Origin of the sequence: Companilactobacillus kimchii DSM 13961 = JCM 10707, from assembly GCF_001435445.1 — a bacterium.
Classification (GTDB): Bacteria; Bacillota; Bacilli; order Lactobacillales; family Lactobacillaceae; genus Companilactobacillus; species Companilactobacillus kimchii.
The window spans coordinates 65485-82782 of record NZ_AZDH01000006.1 but is presented as its reverse complement, the minus strand read 5'-3'; the positions used below and the strand labels follow the sequence as shown (position 1 = coordinate 82782).

At 35.3% G+C, this 17298-nt stretch carries 17 protein-coding genes; 16 read left to right on the top strand and 1 reads right to left on the bottom strand.

What is annotated here, in order from left to right; all coding sequences use genetic code 11:
* The first annotated feature begins 126 nt into the window (after positions 1–126).
* The 13 genes from trmL to FC97_RS03810 all read left to right on the top strand — a co-directional run bounded on the left by trmL (position 127) and on the right by FC97_RS03810 (position 13939).
* Positions 127–636, top strand: a complete 510-nt coding sequence (gene trmL / locus FC97_RS03870) for a tRNA (uridine(34)/cytosine(34)/5-carboxymethylaminomethyluridine(34)-2'-O)-methyltransferase TrmL (protein ID WP_056967829.1) — start codon at positions 127–129, stop codon at positions 634–636.
* Positions 637–689: 53 nt separating this feature from the next.
* Positions 690–1136: a DUF1149 family protein gene (locus FC97_RS03865; protein WP_054643077.1), complete on the top strand. Its 447-nt coding sequence runs from the start codon at positions 690–692 to the stop codon at positions 1134–1136.
* Positions 1137–1221: 85 nt separating this feature from the next.
* On the top strand, positions 1222–3615 hold the full coding sequence (locus tag FC97_RS03860; protein WP_054643078.1) for a DNA translocase FtsK: 2394 nt from the start codon (positions 1222–1224) through the stop codon (positions 3613–3615).
* A gap of 26 nt (positions 3616–3641) precedes the next feature.
* Positions 3642–4886: an EF-P 5-aminopentanol modification-associated protein YfmF gene (gene yfmF, locus FC97_RS03855; protein ID WP_235628554.1), complete on the top strand. Its 1245-nt coding sequence runs from the start codon at positions 3642–3644 to the stop codon at positions 4884–4886.
* Between the two features lie 2 nt (positions 4887–4888).
* The gene (gene yfmH, locus FC97_RS03850) at positions 4889–6127 is read left to right on the top strand and encodes an EF-P 5-aminopentanol modification-associated protein YfmH (protein ID WP_054643080.1); all 1239 of its coding nucleotides are present in this window, start codon (positions 4889–4891) and stop codon (positions 6125–6127) included.
* A gap of 3 nt (positions 6128–6130) precedes the next feature.
* Positions 6131–6853, top strand: coding sequence for an elongation factor P 5-aminopentanone reductase (ymfI, locus tag FC97_RS03845; protein WP_054643081.1), 723 nt, complete (start codon positions 6131–6133; stop codon positions 6851–6853).
* A gap of 65 nt (positions 6854–6918) precedes the next feature.
* On the top strand, positions 6919–7764 hold the full coding sequence (locus FC97_RS03840; protein ID WP_054643082.1) for a helix-turn-helix domain-containing protein: 846 nt from the start codon (positions 6919–6921) through the stop codon (positions 7762–7764).
* A gap of 75 nt (positions 7765–7839) precedes the next feature.
* Positions 7840–8424, top strand: a complete 585-nt coding sequence (gene pgsA / locus FC97_RS03835) for a CDP-diacylglycerol--glycerol-3-phosphate 3-phosphatidyltransferase (RefSeq protein ID WP_054643083.1) — start codon at positions 7840–7842, stop codon at positions 8422–8424.
* A gap of 23 nt (positions 8425–8447) precedes the next feature.
* The gene (locus FC97_RS03830; protein WP_054643084.1) at positions 8448–8987 is read left to right on the top strand and encodes a CinA family protein; all 540 of its coding nucleotides are present in this window, start codon (positions 8448–8450) and stop codon (positions 8985–8987) included.
* An 88-nt stretch (positions 8988–9075) separates the two neighbouring features.
* Positions 9076–10197, top strand: a complete 1122-nt coding sequence (recA, locus tag FC97_RS03825) for a recombinase RecA (RefSeq protein WP_056967824.1) — start codon at positions 9076–9078, stop codon at positions 10195–10197.
* A gap of 129 nt (positions 10198–10326) precedes the next feature.
* Positions 10327–11892, top strand: a complete 1566-nt coding sequence (gene rny, locus FC97_RS03820) for a ribonuclease Y (protein ID WP_054643085.1) — start codon at positions 10327–10329, stop codon at positions 11890–11892.
* A gap of 111 nt (positions 11893–12003) precedes the next feature.
* A complete protein-coding gene (locus FC97_RS03815; protein ID WP_054643132.1) occupies positions 12004–13089 on the top strand; it encodes a glycosyltransferase family 4 protein in 1086 nt (361 codons plus the stop codon).
* Positions 13090–13228: 139 nt separating this feature from the next.
* A complete protein-coding gene (locus tag FC97_RS03810) occupies positions 13229–13939 on the top strand; it encodes a helix-turn-helix domain-containing protein (RefSeq protein WP_082397544.1) in 711 nt (236 codons plus the stop codon).
* Positions 13940–13984: 45 nt separating this feature from the next.
* Here the strand turns inward: FC97_RS03810 and FC97_RS03805 are convergent, their stop codons facing one another.
* Positions 13985–14623 carry a YigZ family protein gene (locus FC97_RS03805; RefSeq protein ID WP_054643086.1) on the bottom strand — a complete coding sequence of 213 codons (639 nt, stop codon included), beginning with the start codon at positions 14621–14623 and terminating at the stop codon, positions 13985–13987.
* A 31-nt stretch (positions 14624–14654) separates the two neighbouring features.
* Here FC97_RS03805 and FC97_RS03800 point away from each other — a divergent pair, with 31 nt between their 5' ends.
* The 3 genes from FC97_RS03800 (at position 14655) to hpf (ending at position 17288) form a co-directional block, all read left to right on the top strand.
* Positions 14655–15965 carry a DEAD/DEAH box helicase family protein gene (locus FC97_RS03800; protein ID WP_056967822.1) on the top strand — a complete coding sequence of 437 codons (1311 nt, stop codon included), beginning with the start codon at positions 14655–14657 and terminating at the stop codon, positions 15963–15965.
* Positions 15966–16255: 290 nt separating this feature from the next.
* Entirely contained in the window at positions 16256–16642 is a 387-nt protein-coding gene (locus FC97_RS13645; RefSeq protein WP_225868743.1) for a ComF family protein, read from the top strand.
* Between the two features lie 97 nt (positions 16643–16739).
* Positions 16740–17288 (top strand): ribosome hibernation-promoting factor, HPF/YfiA family, encoded by a 549-nt coding sequence (hpf, locus tag FC97_RS03790; protein WP_054643090.1) that lies wholly within the window; start codon positions 16740–16742, stop codon positions 17286–17288.
* Positions 17289–17298: the final 10 nt, after the last annotated feature.

Here is a 17298-nt window from a genome sequence, read left to right as displayed (position 1 = left end):
TTATTTGTTTTTCTCAGAAGAGATTTTGACAAAAGCAAGTAAACATAAGGCTTTACTAGCGCATGTCCTTGCTGTGGTGTTCACCGAGGGTATGCGCTTTTTTGTTTAAAGAAGGAGAAAAAATAAATGACTAATCACATTGCTTTATATGAACCACTAATGCCAGCTAATACTGGTAACATTGCTAGAACTTGTGCTGGTACTAACACTAAGTTACATTTAATTCGTCCACTAGGATTTAGTACAGATGATGCACATATGAAACGTGCTGGGTTAGATTATTGGGATAAAGTTGATATTACTTATCATGACAATTTGAATGACTTTTTAGATTCCATTCCTGATGATAAGTATTTATACTTGATTACGAAGTTTTCAGATAAAGTTTATAGTGATCAAGATTTCTCTGATACTTCAAAAGATCATTATTTCTTGTTTGGTAAAGAAACAACTGGTCTTCCAGAAGATTTCATGCGTCGTAACCCTGAAAAATGCTTAAGAATACCAATGAGCGACAACATTAGAGCACTTAATTTATCAAATAGTGCTGCTTTGGTAATTTATGAAGCCGTTCGTCAACAACGTTTTGCGGGATTAGAATTAAGTCATCATTACGAAAATGATAAATTGGACTAAAAAAAAGTTATTAAGGAACTCATTACTATTTTGAATACAAGGGGTAAATTAATATGAAGGTAAATAAAGGCGAAGTTAACGTTCAATCATTTCATTATGATGTGGAGTCACCCAGTGCGGATGTGAAGACGGAGTTAAACATCAACATTGAACATCCGGAGTTTAAAGATGAAAATGGTGAGCCATTAAATGAAGATGAAGGTAAAATTTTACAAGTAGTCGTACCGTTTGAAATTCATCCGGAAAATGCACCATTTAAAGTATCCGGTTTGATTGGTCAAGTTGTTCAACCAATTGGTTTCCACGGTGAAATTCAAGATTTGGAAGCTAAGGATGTTCAACAATTATCACGTCCAGTAGTTGAATATATTGAAACATTGACTTATCAAGTAACAAGCGTTTCACTGAATCGTGGTTTCTCCTTGAACTTTAACAAGGATATCGAAATTGAACCTAATCAAGCATTAAAAGATTTAAAGAATAAAGAGTCTGATAAATAAAAAACAGTCCAAGCGGGCTGTTTTTTTTGAGTATCAAAACAGGTATAATTTTAATTGATTATTTATAGAATCGTGTGAGGTATTTATGGCAAGAAAAAAGGCAACTTCAAAGCCTAGAAAGAGAAAAACAACTACAAACAATTCACGGCTAATTAGATCGTTAGTTAGTTTGGTCTGGATAATATTGTCAATTTTAGGTTTGTTTAAATTTGGAATTGTCGGTAAGACGTTTGATAACCTTTATCGAATGTTAGTAGGAGACAGTTATCCGGTCTTATTAATTATCAGTATTTTTGTTGCGGCGTTCGTTATAGCAACGGGAAGAATTCCCATCATGACACCCAAGAGGAATTTTGGTTTATTGTTTGTATATTTAGGTTCACTGATTATTTTACATGGTATATTTTTTTCCAGTATGTCGTTATATCATAATTATAATTTAGTGACTTGGAATATGTTGGCAGCTGATATGACACAAGTATCAGTCGATAATTCAGTTGGTGGCGGTATGATTGGCTCATACTTATATAGCTTTTTCATGCCAATGTTTTCAACTATCGGAACTTATTTTGTAACAGCGTTGATTATCTTCATTGGAATATTGATGCTATTTAATGTAACGATGAAGCAAGTTTCAGTTGTAACGACTAATGTACTGGTTTACTTTAAACATTTAGCTGTCAAAATTAAGGATGCCGTTACTGGTAAGTATGGTGATTACGTCGATCAAAGGGCTGTTGAAAAAGAAAAAGCATCACGAGTTAAACCAGAACCCATAGTTGAACGTGATGACAGTAAATTTAAGGATGTTAATAGTTTTGCTAAGAAAGAGCCAGAAGCTTCGGCTGAAGACTCTGATTTTCATATTGATATGCCTAAGGTACCAGATATGAAACCCAATTTGGCTGATTCTACTTCTAGTAGTACAGCTGAGGTCGTTTCAAAACCTTATGGAATTGATGGAACTAAGGATAAAGATTTACCAGATCCAATCAGCTCTAAAACAGTTGAAACTGATGATAGTGACTATAAATTACCAGGACCAGACTTGCTCAAGCAAATTCCACAGACTGATCAGAGTGCAGAAGTTAAGTTGATTGACGATAATAAGGACAAGTTAAAGAAAACCTTTAAGAGTTTCGGCGTAGATGTTGAAGTTAAAAAGGCTAGTTTAGGACCAACTATTACCAAATATGAAGTTCAGCCTGCCGTCGGTGTGAAGGTAAGTAAAATCGTAAATTTGGCTGATGATTTGGCTTTAGCGCTTGCAGCTAAGGACATTCGTATTGAGGCTCCGATTCCTGGTAAGTCATTTGTTGGTATTGAAGTACCTAATCAGACTATTTCGACAGTATCATTCCGTGATATAACTGAGAATCAGAAAGATAAGACACATCCACTTGTTGTGCCACTAGGAAAAGAAGTTTCAGGTAACATTATTGAAGCTAATATTACTAAGATGCCCCATTTATTAATTGCTGGTTCAACTGGTAGTGGAAAGTCTGTAGCTATCAATACGATTATTACTGGTATCTTAATGAAAGCAAAACCAAGTGAAGTTAAATTAATTCTAATTGATCCTAAAATGGTTGAATTAAATGTTTATAATGGGATTCCTCATCTTTTAATTCCTGTTGTAACAGATGCTAGAAAAGCCGCTGGTGCATTACAGAAGGCTGTTAAAGAAATGGAACGCCGTTATAAACTGTTTGCAGAAACGAGTCATCGTAATATTGGTGAATACAACGCAGATGTCGATAAGTTCAATAAAACAGCTGCTGATGAAGATAAGATGGAACGTTTGCCTTATATCGTCGTTATAGTCGATGAGTTATCTGATTTAATGATGGTTGCTGGTCATGAAGTTGAAGCGGCAATTGTCCGTTTAGCTCAAATGGCTCGTGCGGCTGGATTGCACATTATTATCGCTACACAGCGTCCATCTGTTGATGTTATTACGGGATTGATCAAGGCTAATATTCCATCACGTATTGCTTTTGCTGTTTCCAGTGGAGTTGATTCAAGAACTATTTTGGATTCTGTTGGGGCTGAGAAGCTTTTAGGACGCGGTGATATGTTATTCCAACCAATTGGGAAGAGTAAGCCAATTCGTTTGCAGGGAGCTTATATTTCTGAATCAGAGGTTGAGAATGTGGTTAACTTTGTAAGTAGTCAGCAAGCAGCTGATTATGATGAAGATATGATTCCAACTGATGTTGACGAAGGCGGTTCATCAAGTGATGATAAACCGAATGACGAATATTGGGATGATGCAGTTGAAATGATTGTTAAACAACAGTCTGCTAGTGTTTCAATGCTACAAAGAAGATTCCAAATTGGTTATAATCGTGCCGCTCGAATGGTTGACGAAATGGAAGATAAAGGTATCGTTGGACCTTCAGAGGGTAGTAAGCCAAGAAAGGTCTTAATTACCGAAGAACAGTTAGAAACAATTAGGAAAAATCAGGTGAAAAATTGAAAAAAAGATTAGCAAAAAATATTTTTTTGAATATTAATCCAATAAAAAAATTCCGTACTATTAAGATTCAAATAGATTTCTTACGTCCATTAAATAAGGATGAAATGACTAGTCGGCGTTTATTGGCAAATGTTTTGTCTAACTCGACAAAAGATTATCCTAGTTTTCAAGCGATAAATGACCGCGAAATGGATCTTTATGGATCAGAGATCAGTGTTTATACACGTAATTTATTGAACTTTAATGATTTAGCATTTAGTGTGGAATTCGCTGATCCTGCATTTTTGATTGATGGAAAAACTCAGATTAAGGATAATTTAGATCTGCTTGGAGAAGTTATTTTCAAGCCGAATTTGAATGGACCGGTTTTTAACGATGAAGCTTTTTCAACTGAAAAGCGTAATCTGATGTCCAATCTTTTATCGATTAAAGATAACCAGGATTTAGTCAGTTCACTTGGATTGATTAAATTGATCTATCGTGACGACCCGAATCGTCAAGTTCCAATTTTTGGTAGCGTGGAACAGTTAGAGAAATTGAACAATGATGATCTTTTGAAGACTTATCGAGATATTATTGCCAACGATTTAGTAATTATTAATGTAGTCGGTAATATTGATGAAACGGAATTTTTAGAATATTTGAATGAAAGTATTTTTGCTGAAAAACTAAAGAATGACCGCAATGATTTGACCATTTCCTTTAGTAAATTTGATGATTTAATTAAGAATCCGGCTAATCAAATAGAACATAAACATTTGAATCAAAGTCGTATCGGTTTGGCGTATGCAACCGAAGGGGTCTCTAAGGATTTCAATCGTATGGCGCCGCAAGTAATGAATTTGATTTTGGGTGGCGATGATCAATCACAGCTCTTTTTACAAGTACGAGAGAAAAATAGTTTGGCTTATTCTGTTTCCAGTACTTATCAGCCGATCAGCCATTTAGTGACTATTCAGGCTGGTTTAGATGCTAGTTCAATTGAAGAGGCTTTAGCGTTGATTGATGCTCAGATTGCCTATATTAAAAATGGAAAAGTTACAGATGAGCAAATCAAACATGCTCAAAAAGTGATGCTCACGCGTCGTAAGATATCTACCGATTCAATTCAGTATTATATTATGCGTAGTATTTGGGAGACCATTTATCCTCAGACTCTGTTGAGTAATCAACAATTTGAAGATGAATTAAACAATCTAGATAAAAAGCATGTAGCAAGTGTAGCTTCACATATGCATGCAATCGCACAGTATCAATTGATTGGAGATTAGGAATGACTGAGAAATTACAGAAATATACTAAGAAATTGGCAAATGGATTTGAAATTGAAATCGTGCCTTTGCCGGGATTTAATCAAGTCTATAGCGTTGTTATGGCCAATTTTGGGTCAGTTGACACCAAACAAGGTGCTAAGACTTTGCCAGCTGGAATTGCTCACTTTATTGAGCACAAATTGTTTGCTAAACCAGGCTACGATGTTTCAGAGAAGTTTGCCAAGTACGGTGCAAACTCTAACGCTTATACTAGTTATACGAAGACAGCCTACTTATTTCAGACATTAGAAAATCCCTATGATAATTTGAAAACTCTTTTAGACTTGGTTCAGAATCCTTATTTCACCGAAGAAAATGTTGCTTCTGAGCGAGGAATTATTAATCAGGAAATTCAAATGTATTTAGATATGCCAGAATTTGTATTAGAACAAAGAATTTTGGAACAACTTTATCCTAATGATCCAATTGCTGAAGACATTGCTGGTACTAGTGACACATTACAGATGATCAATCAGAAGAATTTATTGCAAGCTTATCAGGATAACTATCGTCCAAGTAATATGGATTTAGTTATTGTTGGGGATGTTGATTCTGAAAAAATTGAAAATATTGTCGAAAATTCCAATTTTCAAACTTTAGGGCAACCATTGGAAAAGACTTTTAATAAATTAACTCCAATCGGTCCTGGTGGGCAAGAACAAATGGATATTAGTCAAGCCAGATCTGCCTATGGCATAAGGATCGACATTGATATGTCCGGCTATGATTTGGTTAAAAAGCAATATGAAATGAATATGGTAATGGAAACTTTGATTGGTGAATCTTCCAGTAATTATCAAGAAATGAACCGATTAGGAATAATTGATGATAGTTTTTCTTATAATGTGGTTGCAGAAAACAACTATTGTTTTATCATTATTAGTGGGTCAACTAATAATTCTGAAGAATTTCAGGAATATCTTCAAAAGCATTTGTCATATGAGAGTTTGAAAGCCGTTTTGACGGATACAAAATTTGAACGTATCAAACGTGATGCAATTGGTGCTTACTTATTTGCACAGAATTCACCAGAAGCAATTGCTAATCAGATGGCAGAATTGTATTTCTACGGTGTGGATTACTTAGAATTAATTCATATGATCAATTCAATTCATCGTGATGACTTACTAGAAGTTTCTGAACAATTTTTGAAAGATGAAAATTGTACCTACTATAATCTATTACCAAATAGGAAGTAAGCTATGTATGCATTGATCATGGGTAGTTCAGGAGATATTGGAACAAGCAGTGCTAAGAACTTAGCCGCCAAAGGTTGGTCTCTTTATCTGCATTACAATAAAAACTCTGAACGTATCGAGAAATTACGAGCGCAACTCGTTGAAAAGTATCCAAAACAGGATTTCATACCAATTAAGTTTGATATGGAGCATGATAAAGTTGAAGATTTGACGAAACAAATTTTCGGATTAGATGCAGTCGTCTTCGCGCAAGGAAATACGTACTACAAGTTATTAGTTGATATTTCTGAATCAGAGATTGACTCTTTGTGGAATATTCACGTCAAATTGCCAATTTTAATTTTGAAGCAGCTTCAAGATAAGTTGGCTAAGACTCATCATGGTAGGATTGTCTTTATTGGTTCGATTTATGGAAAGGTTGGATCAGCAATGGAAGTTGTGTATAGCACAGTTAAGGGTGCTATGTCCTCTTTTGCTGATGCTTATGCCAAGGAGGTTGCTTCGTTAGGTATTTCGGTGAATGTAGTGGCACCTGGGGCTGTGAATACCAAGATGAATACTCAAGAGTTTTCAAGTGAAGATCTGGAAAATGTTAAAGAAGAAATTCCAGCCGATAGGCTGGCAAATCCTGATGAGATAGCTGATCTAGTCAGTTACCTTGTCAATATCAAATCAAATTATTTAACTGGACAAACGATTTATTTTGCCGGCGGCTGGTTGTTATAAGGTCGTTAGTAGTTAGATAATAATTTATGTTATACTTAGAAAAATTAGTTAATCGGTGGTAAAAAATGGACGAAATTGGCCAAAAATTAAGAAATGCACGTATCAAAAAAGGCTACACAATTGATGATTTGCAACAAATCACCAAAATTCAAAAACGTTATTTAATTGCTATTGAAGAAGGTCAATTTGATCATCTTCCCGGTGATTTTTACGTGAGAGCATTTATCAAACAATATTCTGATGCTGTTGGTATCTCTAGTGATGATTTGTTGGAGGAATATAAAGCTGATATTCCTAACTCTCAACCATCCCAAGAAGCAATTCAACAGGAAACAAAGACACGTTCTATCAAGGAAGAATCAAATTCTTTCTTCTCTAACTTAGGAAATTATATTCCTCAAATCGTTGTGGGAATTGTTGTTATTGTTATTATTGCTGTAATTGCTTTTGGAATGGTTCATCGTAATCAAAATGCATCAAGTGTAACTATACCAAAGGATAGTACAACTCAAACAACTAAGAAGAAAACAACCAAGAAGTCAACTAAGACAACTAAAAAGGCTACTGCTAAAAAGAAAGCAGCAGCTAAGACTGTTAGTGTTAAATCTTCAGGAGATAACACATACACTGTTACTAACATGCCTACAGATGGCTTAAAAGTTGTTGTAGCCGGTAATAACGGTCAAGCTTGGATTCAATTTACTGAGGGTTCAAATACAACTTGGCAACAAGCTTTGAGTTCAGGTGAAAAGAAGGAAACAACTGTTCCTGCTGACACTACTAGTTTCAAGATTCAAACTGGTAATATCAACAATACAGAAATTACAATCGATGGTAAGAAACTTGATTTGGGAACTACTGATAGTAGCAGTTCAATTGTCAAAACACTTACATTTAATGTTGAAAAATAAAGTAATGGTGTCTAATCTAATAAGAGTGGACACCATTATTTTGTAAAAAAGAGTTATTATTGGAGGATGTTTTAAATGGTATGGAATTTACCTAACAAATTAACAATGCTTCGAATTATTTTGATTCCAGTATTTATTATTCTATTGGCTTTTGGTTGGTCAGATTTGGGGGAAATTTATGTTCTGAACAATTTGATCCCAATGAACCATGTTTTAGCAACGGTAGTCTTTATTGTGGCTTCATTAACAGATTTAGCTGATGGTAAGATTGCTCGTAAGAACCACTTAGTAACTAATTTCGGTAAGTTTGCCGATACTTTGGCAGATAAGATGTTGGTTATGACAGCATTCATTTTCTTAGTAAGTTTCAAAATGGCACCAGCTTGGGTCGTTGCAATTATTGTTTGTCGTGAATTGGCTGTTACAGGTCTTAGAACGATTGTTCTTGAAGAGGGTGGCAAGGTTATGGCTGCTCAAATGCCTGGTAAGATCAAAACTACTACACAAATGATTGCAATCATTTTCCTATTGATGAATAATATTTTCTTCTCCGCAATCAATGTTCCAATCGGACAAATTTTCTTATACATTTGTTTAATCTTCACTATTTACTCTGGTGCTGATTATTTCTATCAAGCAAGAGATGTTTTCAAGAAATAATACGTAATTTGAAAGAGAGAGCAATGAATAAATCAATTGAAATCTTAAAGGAAGCTGAACGGGCTAATTTTGAAAAGGGATTGCCTCGAAAATGGTCTGATTTTGCTACAGAGACAGTTGAAAAGCTTAAACAGAATAAATTGAAAGTTACTGCGGCTGAAAGTTTAACAGCAGGGCTCTTTCAAGCAACTGTTGCTGCAGTACCTGGAGCATCAAATGTTTTTGATGGTGGATTTGTTACTTATGCTGATGATATCAAGGTTCAATTATTGGGAATGGACCCTAAATTGATTGAAGAATATACGGTAGTCAGTAATCCGGTGGCCAAAGCAATGGCTGAATTGTCAGCTGAAAAGATCAATGCTGATATTGGCCTTGGTTTCACTGGAGTAGCTGGTCCAGATCCATTAGAAGGTAACCCTGTGGGTACAGTTTTCATCGGTGCTTGTAATCGTCAGAACCACCAAGAGATTATTAAAGAATTTCACTTTGAAGGCACAAGACAAGCGATTCGTTTAAAATCAGTTTTGTGTGGATTTGCTCTCATTCAAGAAATAATATAACGAACAAACATTTGTTCGCTTTTTTCTTGCTTTTTTGATGGATTACTAATAATATACTTAGTGATGAATGCATTAGGAGGAAAGCAATTTGGCTAAAGATGAACGACAAAAGGCTTTAGACGTAGCCTTGAAAAAGATTGAAAAGGATTTTGGTAAAGGTGCCATTATGAGAATGGGTGACGACCTTAATACTCAAATCTCCACAGTTTCTACGGGCTCTTTGGCTCTAGACAATGCTTTAGGCGTTGGTGGATTCCCAAGAGGTAGAATCGTTGAAATTTATGGACCTGAAAGTTCCGGTAAAACAACCGTAGCTTTACACGCCGTTGCTGAAGTACAAAAGCAAGGCGGAACAGCCGCTTATATTGATGCTGAAAATGCCATGGATCCAGAGTATGCCAAGGCATTAGGCGTTAATATCGATGATCTATTGCTATCCCAACCTGATACTGGTGAACAAGGACTAGAAATTGCTGATGCCTTGGTAAGTAGTGGCGCGGTCGACATCGTTGTTGTCGATTCTGTTGCTGCCTTGGTACCACGTGCCGAAATTGAAGGTGAAATGGGTGATGCTCACGTTGGTTTACAAGCAAGACTGATGTCACAGGCATTACGTAAATTATCTGGTTCTATCAATAAGACTAAGACAATTGCACTTTTCATTAATCAAATTCGTGAAAAAGTTGGGATTATGTTCGGTAATCCAGAAACTACACCTGGTGGTCGTGCTTTGAAGTTCTATTCAACCATTAGATTGGAAGTACGTCGTGCGGAACAAATTAAAGATGGTTCAGATGTAATTGGTAATCGAACAAAGATCAAAGTTGTTAAGAATAAGGTTGCTCCACCATTTAAGGTTGCTCTAGTTGATATTATGTATGGTAAGGGAATTTCTCAAACTGGTGAGTTAGTTGACATGGCTGTTGATAAAGATATTATCGATAAAAGTGGTTCATGGTACTCATATGGTGATGAAAGAATTGGTCAAGGTCGTGAGAACGCTAAGACTTATCTATCTGAGAACCCTGAAAAAATGGACGAAATTAAACAAAAAGTTCGTACAGCTTACGGTATGGATGGAACTAAAGAAGAGGCTGAACCTGAAGAGGAAAAAGCTGATTCTAAAGTTAAAAAAGATGCTAAAGATTCCGAAAAAAAGAACGAGAATATTGATTTAATTCCTGATTCTAATAAAAAAGAGACTGAATAAGTCTCTTTTTTTCTTTTTATTTGGTTGACAGGCTATATTTATTCTATAATATTAAGTTGTATGTAAATAATTTGTAACAATGAATTTTACAAACAAATTTTTTAAAAAAGCAAATATGGAGGTGATAGCATGTATCCAGCTATCATAACCTTCTCTTTCGCTCTAGTAACATTGATCGTAGGTATACTCTTCGGATATGCTCTCTGTAAGGATGCCTACGAAAAGAAACTTTCACAAGCTAAACAAACTGCTGAAGATATTGTTTCAGATGCAAAGAAAGCTGCTAAATCCTTGCAAAAGGAAAAGCTCCTTGAAGCTAAAGATGAGATTCATCAATATCGTGAGAAACAAGAAGATGAATTGAAGGAACGTCGTAAAGATGTTCAGAGACAAGAAAATCGTATTCTCGAACGACAAGACATTTTGGATAAAAAAGACCAATCGCTTGAAAAGCGTGAGGAAAATATCGAAAATAACGAGAACGATATTTCGGCACGACAACAGAAACTTAGTGAAAAAGATAAACAATTGACTGAAACTCTTAATGAACAGCAAGCGGAGCTGGTAAGAGTAAGTAACTTAACACGCGAACAAGGTAGGAAGATTATCCTTGGTAAGTTAAACAAGGAATTGGTACATGAACGTGCCAAGATGATTAAGGAAAGTGATGAACAAGCCAAACAGCATGTTGATAAAGATGCTAAAGCCTTGATCATTGCCGCTATCCAAAGAAGTGCAGCTGATACAGTTTCTGAATCAACTGTTACTACCGTTACTTTGCCTAATGAGGACATGAAGGGAAGAATCATTGGACGTGAAGGTAGAAATATTCGCACAATCGAATCTCTAACTGGTGTCGATTTAATTATTGACGATACACCTGAAGCAGTCGCTTTGAGTGCTTATGATCCGGTCAGAAGAGAAATTGCTCGAATGGCTTTGGAAAAATTAATTGAAGATGGTCGAATTCATCCAGCTCGTATCGAAGAAATGGTCGATAAAGCTAGAAAAGAAATGGATGATCATATTCGTGAACTTGGTGAACAAACTATTTATAGCTTGGGTATCAGTTCTATTAATCCAGATTTGATTAAGATCATTGGACGTATGCAATATCGTACAAGTTACGGTCAAAATGTTTTGAGTCACTCAATTGAGGTAGCAAAGTTATCCGCTGTGATGGCTGCTGAGATGGGTGAAGATGTTATGTTAGCAAAACGAGCAGGTTTATTACACGATATCGGTAAGGCCATCGACCGCGAAGTTGATGGATCGCACGTAGAAATAGGTGTTGATATCGCAACTAAGTACAAAGAACCAGAAGTAGTTATTAATACAATTGCTTCACATCATGGGGATGTTGAGCCAACATCATTTATTGCAACAATCGTTGCAACAGCTGATGCAATTTCTGCAGCACGTCCTGGTGCTAGATCAGAATCGATGGAAAATTATATCCATCGTCTTGAGAAATTGGAAGAAATTGCTAATAAGCATGATGGTGTTGATCATTGTTATGCAATTCAAGCTGGTCATGAAATCAGAGTTATGGTTAAACCAGAGGAAATTTCTGATGATCAAGCAGCAATTCTAGCTCGTGATGTTAAAGGTGAGATTGAGCAAAACCTTGAATATCCAGGCCACATTAAAGTTACTGTGGTTCGTGAAGTTAGAAAAGTGGAATTGGCTAAATAAAATGGGGGTGTATCGTTGGATACGCTCTTTTTTAATTTACTTTTTGTTTATGCCATAGGTATTGTATAATTGTTCTATTAACGGAAAGTGAGTTTTTCAAAAATGTCGGGTATGTTTAGTGTAATAGTAAAATTATTTTTAACGATGATTCTGTCGGCTATAATAACTCCTTTCGTAGTGAAATTAGCCTATATTTTGGGTGCTGTTGATAAACCAAATGCACGGCGTGTAAATATAAAGCCAATGCCTACGATGGGTGGACTGGCCATTTTTATAGCATTTAATTTTGCTACGTTTGCTCTGTTGCGAGAACAATTCCCAACACATGAGTTATTCAGTGTTTTTCTAGCAGAATGTATTATTGTTTTAACAGGGATTATTGATGATATTCGTGAATTATCGCCCAAGGCTAAGTTAGCAGGTATTTTCGCAGCTTCCTTAGTTATTTATTTCTTAGCCGGTATTAGAATGAATGAAGTTACATTGCCAATTATTGGTTCGTTCGAACTTGGTTGGTGGAGTTTGCCAATAACAATCATTTGGATCATCGCTATTACTAACGCGGTGAACTTAATTGATGGGCTTGATGGTCTAGCCACTGGGGTTTCCATAATTGCGTTATTTACTATGGGAGTTATGGCTTACTTTTTCTTGAATCTAACTAATGTCTATGTGGCCATTTGGATTTTTGCTTTAGTATTCGCTTTGGTAGGATTCTTACCGCATAATTTTCATCCAGCAAGTATTTTCTTAGGTGATACAGGTTCATTATTCATTGGATTCATGATGGCAGTATTTTCACTTAAGGGATTAAAGAACGTAACATTCATTACTTTGTTAATGCCAGTGGTAATCATGGGTGTGCCCATCACTGATACTGTTTATGCAATTCTTAGAAGACTTTTGAATAAAAAACCAATTATGCAAGCTGATAAGCATCACTTACATCACAGATTGATGCAATTAGGTTTGTCCCATCGTCAAACTGTTTTAGTAATTTATGGTTTGTCCTTGGTTTTTGCCTTCATCTCAATGCTTTATCCACTTTCTACTTTGTGGGGGAGCGTACTATTAACGATAGGTGTTCTGATTGGTTTGGAATTATTTATTGAATCAATCGGTCTATTGGGAGATAATCGTCAGCCGTTATTGCATGCAATTCAAAAATTTATTAAACGATTAGAAAAGAAGGATTAACAGACGCCGTTATAGCGCCTGTTTTTTTTGTCTAATCTCGATTCCACAATTAATAGACACCCAATAGATTGAATCAACAGTATGTAGGTAGTATAAATGGTTAGTCACTTTTTTAATTGATGTTGAGGAGAAATGAAAAATGAAATTAAGTGAGCAATTGAAGAAGTATCGTAAATCAGAAAATTTAACACAAAAAGAATTGGCACAAAAATTGAATGTTTCTGACAAAACAATTTCAAGTTGGGAAACGGGAAGAACGTATCCTGATATTTCTTTATTGATTAATTTGAGTTCTATTTTGCATATATCCTTGGATGAATTTCTAAAGGGAGATGTAACAACTGTGGAAAAAATTGATAAAGACTTAAAAATGAAAAAGGTTTATAAATATTGGTTGATTGGAGTCCTGATATCATTTTTAGCTGTGATTGGACTAGGAAACTTTCTTTCAAATTATCAATATGAGAATCAATGGGTAGATCGATTCAATCCTTTGATTAAAACGGAAGTCGGTTATGCTCCGTTGCCGGAAAATAAAACTTTGAAAGCCGGAAAGCCTTATAAAGATATTATTGTAGTTGATGATGAATGGGGCAATTCAACTTTGTTAGACTTTTACGGTGGGTTACATCCCAAGGATAAAGATTATGCGATGGTGCAGCATAAGGGATTGTATGTTTCTAGAATTAGTTTTGTGTCTCGTGATGTAATTCCTAAAATATATAGAAACTATATGTACAAGGATTACGATGAAATGGCCAAGGCTGCCAAAATAATGCAGAAATACGGTGATGGAGGAGCTCCAGGTCTTGATAAACACTTTGCTTTACGGAATGGAGACTATGAATAATAAAAACTCTCAATCAATTCATTTTTTAGAATTGGTTGAGAGTTTTTAATTTGCTTCAATGGGAACCTGTTTATAAGTTTTTTCGGTTTCTTTTAACGTAATTTGATTTTGGAAGAGGTCTTTAATATTTTGAACAGTTTGATTGGCGCTGTCTAAATCTAAAAAGATTTGGCACTTAACATCGGTTGAGAATTGTTTGTCCTCTAAATTAATTTTTTCCTTTTGAGCATAGTTATCAAATTTATCGAACATATGATAAGGAATTGCTAATTCATATCCTTGCTGAATTCGATTTTCGACTAAACCGATTTCCTTAACAGCCTCAGCAGTAGTTGATGAATAGGCTCTAATCAAACCACCAGCACCTAATTTGATACCACCGAAGTAACGGGTCACAACAACAGTTACATTCAAAAGGTCTTGTTGTTGAAGTACGTTGAGAATTGGTGATCCAGCTGTTCCACTAGGTTCGCCATCATCAGACATACGTTCGATCTTAACATTTTCCATAACGATAAAAGCAGTACAGTTATGAGTGGCTCCAGATTCTTGCTCTCGGATCTTTTGAATAAAATCTTTGGCCTCATCTTCAGAGAAAGTTTGGGCAATGTGAGCGATAAAACGTGATTTCTTAATATCTTTCTCATGACTGCCAGTCTTGGCAATTGTTTTATAATTTTGCAAAAAAAAGTCGCTCCTTTACGTAATTTTAATTATGACTAATTTAAATGAGTATCTTGGTGGCAGAATTTTTAATGCCAAAGAATTAACTCCTGATTTGAAAAAGACTCTACTTGACCAGGGTGCAACGCAGACAACTGCAATTTATCAAATCAAAGGTGAAAGATATTGCAGACGTTGCTTGATGAAATTACCTCAAAATTCAGGTAAATATAATTATTGCCGTCATTGTATCAATTTAGGAAAGATTAATTCAAGTGACACTCTATTCATAACTGGCTCAGACATTGTATTTCCAATACAAGAGAAGTATTTGGATTGGGATGGTGAATTGACCGATAATCAACAAAGAGGCGTCCATGAGCTTTTAAATGCCTTTAACCGTCATTGTGATCATTTAGTTTGGGCTGTCACTGGTGCAGGAAAAACAGAGATGATTTTTCCGTTAATTGAACAGGCATTGATCAAGCAGCAGCGAATCGCCATTTGTTCTCCGCGTGTAGATGTTTGTATCGAACTCTTTCCTAGATTACAAAAGGTTTTTCCAAAAACGACAATAGGTCTCTTCCATGGTAAAAGTTTAGAAAGGTATCATCTTACACAAATAGCTATCATGACAGTTCATCAATTGATTAGATTTGAAAAATCTTTTGATGTATTGATTATTGATGAAGTGGATTCTTATCCTTTAGCGGGTAATCAAATGTTACATCAGGCAATTAAAAAATCTAAAAAGAGCATAGGGATGACAGTTTATTTATCAGCCACACCACCAAGGGAACTTCTACAGAAAGTTCAAAAGGGTCAAGTAACACTTTCTAAATTATATCAAAGATTTCATGGTCACCCATTGCCGGAACCACGCTGTCATTTGTTATTCAAAGAAATAAATTTTCTAGGTATTAATCCTAGACTGCGTTTAAAACTTAATCGAATTGTGAGTAGTCATCAGCGGTTGATGATATTTTTTCCATCAATTCCTGTTATGGAGAAGTTTGCGCAAAAGTTGAAAAAATATTATCCGACATTATCATTTGTGAGTGTTAGTTCTCTTGATAAAAAACGTTTGGAAAAGGTACAGCAATTTCGTCAACACCAAGTTCAAGTTATTTTGACAACAACAATCTTAGAACGAGGAGTAACTTTTAAAAGGGTAATGGTTCTAGTATTGAACGCTGATGCTAAAGAGTTTTCGAAAACCTCGTTAATACAGATTGCTGGTCGTGCAGGCCGGGATAAAAAGTATTTCGACGACGAGGTGCATTTTTATTATCGTTATTACAATCGTCAAATCCAGCAAGCTTGTAGAGAAATAACATATTTGAATCAACAGGTGAAGAAATGAAATGTTTGAATTGTGGAGCCGAAATAAATAATAATTTAAAAATATCAGAAATATTATTTTTAAAAGAAATTATACCGAATTATATCTGTAATTTATGTCGACAACAATTGTCACCCTTAGCAAATCGTCATAATTGTCCTCGATGTTTTAAACCAGATAGTGAGGGAATCTGCTCGGATTGTCTCATTTGGGAGCAAAAATATGGGAAAACCAATTACCATCAGGCTTTGTTTGAGTATAATCAGTTCATACACAGCTATTTCAAGCTGTATAAACGATATGGAGATGTCTTGTTAGCAAAATTATTTTATCAAGATATAAAGAGTTGGTCTTTAAATAATCACTTTGATGTAGTTACTTATGTTCCCGCAAGTCAGGGCCATTTTAAAGAACGTGGTTTTGATCCTGTTTATGAATTGTACGCTGATATCTTTGATCTAAAGAAACTTTTGTTTAAAATTGATGCCGACAAACCGCAAGCTCAAAAAAATCGTTTGGAGAGGATGCAGACTCCACAAACATTCTCCGCATTGCCCGGAATTAATAATTTTCAAAAGAATCAAAGAATTTTGATATTAGATGACATTTATACGACAGGACGGACTTTGATGTACGCTCATGATATATTTTTAAGTTACGGATTTAAAAATATTTGCACGTTTTCATTATCAAGGTAGTGAAAACGTTGTCATATGGGCTTAAGAATATTATAATTGCATTAAAGAGATGTAAAGATGCTCTTTAATTTCCTACTCGTCGGAAGGAGAGATTATTATGTTAACTATTAATGTACGTGGTGAAAATATTGAGGTAACTTCATCAATTCGTGAATACGTAGAAAAAAGAATTTCCAAAATGGAAAAATACTTTAGTGATGACAGTAATCCTATTGCACATGTAAATTTGAAAACATATCCATCAAAGGGTACAAAAGTCGAGGTTACAATTCCTCTGTCATCCATCACATTGAGAGCTGAAGAAGTCAATGATGATTTGTACGCTGGAATCGATCTAGTAATTGATAAGCTTGAAAGACAAATTAAGAAGTTTAAGACACGTGTAAACCGTAAGAGCCGTGAGGGCGGCAGTTTAAAGGATATTCCTTTGGATGATGTTACACCTGAAGAAACTGAAGAAGATAAGTCAGAAATTGTAAGAACAAAGCGCCTCTCATTGAAACCAATGAATGCGGAAGAAGCTGTTCTACAAATGGAAATGCTTGGACATGAATTCTTTATCTTTGAAGATTCAGAAACAAATGGTGCAAGTATCGTTTATAAACGTAACGATGGCAGATATGGCCTAATCGAAACTAACGAATAATTAATAAATT